The sequence below is a fragment of the Photobacterium sp. OFAV2-7 genome (assembly GCF_022347985.1).
In the GTDB taxonomy this organism is placed as follows: domain Bacteria; phylum Pseudomonadota; class Gammaproteobacteria; order Enterobacterales; family Vibrionaceae; genus Photobacterium.
On record NZ_JAKRFQ010000403.1, the window covers coordinates 1 to 4,488 of the forward strand.

General features: G+C 48.6%; 5 protein-coding genes. 2 read left to right on the plus strand and 3 right to left on the minus strand.

Annotated features, from left to right (window positions below; all coding sequences use genetic code 11):
- Positions 1–914, plus strand: a 914-nt coding sequence (locus MHN01_RS17660; RefSeq protein ID WP_239412541.1) for a serine/threonine protein kinase, incomplete at its 5' end; no start/stop codon positions are given.
- 71 nt (positions 915–985) lie between these two features.
- Here MHN01_RS17660 and MHN01_RS17665 read toward each other — a convergent pair.
- Positions 986–2,290 (minus strand): Y-family DNA polymerase, encoded by a 1,305-nt coding sequence (locus MHN01_RS17665; protein ID WP_239412542.1) that lies wholly within the window; start codon positions 2,288–2,290, stop codon positions 986–988.
- A gap of 5 nt (positions 2,291–2,295) precedes the next feature.
- Entirely contained in the window at positions 2,296–2,679 is a 384-nt protein-coding gene (locus MHN01_RS17670) for a LexA family transcriptional regulator (protein WP_239412543.1), read from the minus strand.
- Between the two features lie 263 nt (positions 2,680–2,942).
- On the opposite strand from MHN01_RS17670, the gene MHN01_RS17675 reads away from it, so the two are divergent.
- Positions 2,943–3,347: an SPOR domain-containing protein gene (locus MHN01_RS17675; RefSeq protein WP_239412544.1), complete on the plus strand. Its 405-nt coding sequence runs from the start codon at positions 2,943–2,945 to the stop codon at positions 3,345–3,347.
- 105 nt (positions 3,348–3,452) lie between these two features.
- Here the strand turns inward: MHN01_RS17675 and MHN01_RS17680 are convergent.
- On the minus strand, positions 3,453–4,488 hold a 1,036-nt coding region (locus MHN01_RS17680; protein ID WP_239412545.1), incomplete at its 5' end, for an MATE family efflux transporter.

The following is a 4,488-nucleotide window of genomic DNA, read 5'->3' on the forward strand; positions in this document are numbered from 1 at the left end:
CGGGAGCCGTCGATTGGCACCAACGTATTACCACACCTGACTTCACAATCAGTTCCGGGTTTGGTGTTATGCCACCACGAGATTGCTTGCTGACCATGGGTAAAAGTATCCTTATGGCCCCAATGAGCTTCCGTAGCCGTTACTTTGAATATTTAGCTTATGTCGATTTGCTTCGCGAATACTTCGAGTCCGATCCAGAGTGCCTGATCGAACAAGCACCGCGTCCGCGCTTATCTGATGACAGCTTCCGAATGGATTATGTTGCAGCCTATGAACACTTGACTGACGAAGAGACCTTGGCACGTTCGCTACGCAAAGAATACAGCACAAAAGAAACCGATATTCTTTTTGATGCCGCAGATGTTATGCGCCTGGGTAAAGATATCTTTGTTCAACATGGCCTTACCACTAACCTCGCCGGTATTCGCTGGATCAAGCGTAAATATGAGCCACAAGGCTATCGTGTTCACACCTTGAGCTTTGAAGACAACCACCCGATTCACATTGATGCGACCTTCTGTCCGCTTCGCCCTGGCTTGATGCTGCTCAATCCGCATCGCCCGCTATTTAAAGGCCAGCGTGAAATCTTTGAGAAAAATGACTGGGAAATCGTCGAGGCCGTCAACCCTGCATGGGATAATCCACCGCCACTTTGCTACTCAAGCACTTGGCTATCGATGAACACCTTGATCCTTGACCATAAGACAGTTTGTGTCGAGGCATCCGAAACAGGACAAATGGAACAATTTGATAAGCTTGGCTTTGAAGTTATTCCAGTAGACCTACGTGATGCTTATGCCTTCGGAGGCGGCCTCCACTGCGCAACCGCCGATGTATGGCGTGAGGGCACGTGCGAAGATTACTTCGCTAACCAATTCTCTGGCGCTCATAGTATCGAGCACTGGGAATACTAGTCGTCATTTATTAGTAAGTTCAATGGCTTCTTCGGAAGCCATTTTTTTCATTACCATAAAAGCATTCTACCTTAGCACTTGGCAACTTGTAGCTCATTCAACCTTGTGGTCCAGCGATTCGACCGGAAAGCCTGGCGCATATGCCAATTGGTTGAACCAATCACCGAAGCTGGCTTGATACCGTTCTTAAATCGGGCATTCAACCTATCCGTAATTACCATCAAGTCCCGCCGTTTCATTTCTTCCAGTGCGCTGGTATCAAACATATCGAGTTGAAAGTTATCATTTTGGGCATCTGTCAGCTCGTCCAGGATCACCCCTATCTTCTGGTATTCAAATCCCGGCTTGTAAACACAATCCAGCTGCTCTAAGGCCGATGCTAAAAACTTATAGGAATCCTGGCTCGGACAGGTCAGCGTACGAACACAGGTCTTATTGTACTGAGGAAGATTCTTATAACGGTTTGTCCGCAAGAAAACACTGACAACATTTGCCTGACTCCCTTGTTGTCGTAACTTCTCTCCTGCTCGCTGGCAGTGAAAAGCCAAAGCCGCTTTCAGCTCATCGAGCTTGCTAATACCGACACCAAAGCTTCGGCTGGATAATATCTGCTTTCTTTTTTCATCAATGTCACCGGGAGCAATGCAGGCTACCCCCTGCAATTCAAGTACTGTGCGGGCCAAACCAACATTCCATAACCGACGCATATCGGCTGAATTTTTCTCTGCCAACTGCAGCGCATTACCAATCCCCGTAGTGCGCAACCTTGTTGCTGTTTTGGCGCCAATCCCCCAGACAGACTGAATATCGGTTCGCTCCAGCAACCAACGGCGCTTATAGTCGTTATCAATCTCAATCACACCCTGTACACGATCTTCATATTGCTTGGCGGCCTCGTTGCCTAACTTAGCCAATGTTGGGGTGGCCCCGATACCGACACGTACCGGCAAACCAATATTTTTCTTGATGGCATCCCGCAACTTTTTTCCATAGCCGGTCAGGCCATGGTGTTCCAGACCGTCCAGGCAAACAAAGGCTTCATCAATCGAGTACTGCTCAACATGGGGAGAAAACTGATAGAGCTCCTCGATAAAGCGGCGGCTCATATCTGCATACAAGGTATAATTCGAGCTTCTGACCTGAACGCCCAGCTTTCGAGCCTCTCGCTCCACTTTGAACCAGGGCGCGCCCCGCTTGATACCCAGCGCCTTCGCCTGCGCGGACAAGGCAACACAGCAGCCGTCATTGTTCGATAACACGACAACCGGTTTATTAGCTAGCGCCGGATCAAAGAGTTGCTCACAGCTGCTATAGAAGCTTTTTGCATCAACCAGTGCCCATACCTGATTCTGGTAGCCCTCAAAATCTTTGGCCATCGTTGTTAATCCATCAAGTTATGGATATTGCGGGTAACAACGCCAAAGATCTCAGAGTCCTCCGGCATGGGAAATGGCTTATAGTTGGCATTTTCCGCCTTTAGCCACCAGTTATTGTCACGGCGTACGACACGCTTACAAGTGAATTCATCATAAATACGTGCAATCACAATCCGTCCGGGGACAACAGTCTCAGCCCGATCGACTACCAGCAAATCACCATCATAGATACCGGCACCCACCATGGAGTCACCGGAAGCACGAAGAAAGAAGGTCGCATTAGGATTACGGATCAGATAATCATCCAAATCCAGATCTTCCTGATGTCCGTCTGCCGGAGACGGAAATCCGCATTTCACCGACTCTAAAAAAACAGGTAAGACCGTCATATTTCACTCTCCAACAATACTGTATGTATATACAGTTTAATCGAGACTGGATAGAATAGTCACTATTACGCTGTGTATTTTCTGGATGGATGCACAGTATTTAGGCAAGTGCCGGAAATTGATGAGTTTTCATACTCGAGATGACGCAAAAAGCAGCAAACAAACCGCAAGGTTTAGTTTTATGCGTCAATTATTTACCTTCTTGATAAACTTGCCGCCTAGAAAAGATATCTAATGAATATGAAAGCTATAGGAGACATTGGATGCATAAGATTATTGCGTTAGTGGCGCTACTATTTATTGCGGGCTGTTCGACCACACAGACGACACACACTGAAAGTCAGTGTGTCGGGGCAATGACTACGCAGGAGGCTTATGGTCACCTGGATCCTAACCGTTTTACTATTCAGGTACTGGCTCTCAGTGAAGAGCGTGATATCCGAAACTATATTCGCGAGATCAAAGGCCAGGATCCTATATGGGTAAACTGGAAGCACAGTTTGGGCAATCGCTGGTACGCCGTGATATACGGTGACTTTGCCACTAAGGGTGAGGCCAAACGAGTCATTGACAGCCTGCCACCGCAAATACGCCAACAAGGCCCTTTCGTGCGAAGCTTTGCTGAAGTACAAAACGACAAGCAAACCGATGTATTTCGGATGCGCTAAGCCCCAATAGCTATCTCTGTACCTCGCGCCGATATGCTTCACGCAAAAGAAAGCCGGAAATGATTCCGGCTTTTTCTTGATTGCTCATAACTGCTTATCGTGAAATTAAGTCAGTAACGCCGACTGTCCGGAAGCAACGGCCTCGCCGTTTTCTTTTTCGACAATGCCTTGTGCCTGCTGCTCTTTCCTGACCAGACGTTCGAAGTGAGTTAAATGCCTGAACAGAAGTATCACCAGCATAATACCTGTTGCTGCCAGTCCAATCCCCAAACCGGCCCACACACCTTCCAGCCCCATCTGCTTCATTAACAACCACGCCGCTGGCAAACCAATGAACCAGTAGCCAATGACCGTTGAAATCGTCGGACCAATCACCACTTTCATGCCGCGCAAAATACTGATTGCGGCCAACTGCCAGGCGTCGACGATAAAACACAGGGCAACCATGATCATCACGCTTGGTAATGCCGCAACCAGCTCTGTCGCCAACTCGTCACCTTCAACGCTAAATACCTGAGTCAGGAATTCCGGCCACACGCTAACCAGCACGCCAATCACTGCACTGGTTGCCGTTACCGTAAACAAACCCAGCAACGCGTAACGACGAACCAGCGACGGCTCCTTGCTGCCGACATGCTGACTAACCAGAATCGACGCTGCCTGAGAAAGACCAAACGCAATGTTCCATGACAGATTCAGGCATTGCATCGCAATTTGGTGTATAGCCAGAGAGACAGCCCCCAATGTACCTGCCAGTAAAGCAGCTCCCGAGAATAAAGCATGCTCAAGCATAGTCGCGATCATGATCGGCACACCAATTCCAAGCAGCGGTACCATAGTACCAAGGCGGTATTCATGCAGCTTGTGCAACGGGTTATAGTTGCTGTACTTAGAATGACTGAACACCCAGTAGCTGTACCCCAGCATGATGATAAAGGCAGCCAACGAGGTGCCGTAACCCAAACCAGCCAGTCCCATTTCCCAGTGGAAGGCAAACAAGTAACTGAGCGGCACATTAAGCACAACGGTTGCCACCGACATAATCATCACCGACCGCGTATCGCCAAAGGCACTTACCAGACTACGCAATACCAGCAAAACCAAAGTGGGCAGCATCGACCATTTCAGAGCATCAAGGTAG